This window comes from Paraprevotella clara YIT 11840, assembly GCF_000233955.1.
Lineage (GTDB): Bacteria > Bacteroidota > Bacteroidia > Bacteroidales > Bacteroidaceae > Paraprevotella > Paraprevotella clara.
On the sequence record NZ_JH376722.1, the window covers coordinates 271 to 1,089 of the forward strand.

Here is an 819-nt window from a genome sequence, read left to right on the forward strand (position 1 = left end):
TACAATACCTACAAAAACACCTCGAACAAGGCAGTTACCCAGCCGCTATCCCCGTGCTCAACCTCGTATTGCGCGAAGTCGATTTAGCTTATGCCCAATACCACGCCGAAATAAACCGCTCACACGAAAACGAATGCTCCAAAAATGCCCTTTTGGCATATCAATTCTTTTTCAATCATATCAAAACCACCGTCAATCAGCTATACAATAACATACGCATATTGCTGAAGATGCACGGCTATAGGCTCAACGAAAAAGAAGTCAAAGGCAGTTCCACAAGCCGAATATGGTATATGATAGTACCAATTACGGGCACCAAAGTAACCGCCCCTTATAGAGTGCTCACCCTCGATAGTGATGCACCAAAAGGTGTGTACCCGCTCAATCACCCAAGCCCCTTTGCTGCGTGGCTAAACGAACAAGCTGCTCATATAGCAAGCCTTTATGGCACCGACAAAGCCAATGCTTACCGTAGCGAAATGCAGCCTTTTGAAGCACAAATAGCTGCCATACGCCGAGACTTTAGCATCAGCACCATTATACAGCTTATCCGCGAACAGCGATTGCAAGACCAAGAGCACACCATTTACCAAAAATACGATACCGAATACCGTCGCGAGTTGCAAGCCGAAGCCGCTAAGCAAAAAGAGACTTTTGCCCGTGCTATTGCAGCCCAAGCTGCCGAACTCAAGCGTATTGCCAGTGTAAACCGTGCCGACAGCCTTACCCACCTGAAGAACGTAGGCAAAATAGCCCAAGACAACGCTAATAAAAAGAAAAAATTAGCCCAAGAAGAACAAAAAAAACTGCTGCTATTAG

1 protein-coding gene is annotated in these 819 nt (G+C 46.0%); it reads left to right on the top strand.

Annotation, left to right across the window (positions count from 1 at the left end; all coding sequences use genetic code 11):
- The coding region (locus tag HMPREF9441_RS17285) for a hypothetical protein (RefSeq protein ID WP_172634993.1) at nucleotides 1-819 on the top strand (819 nt) is incomplete at both ends.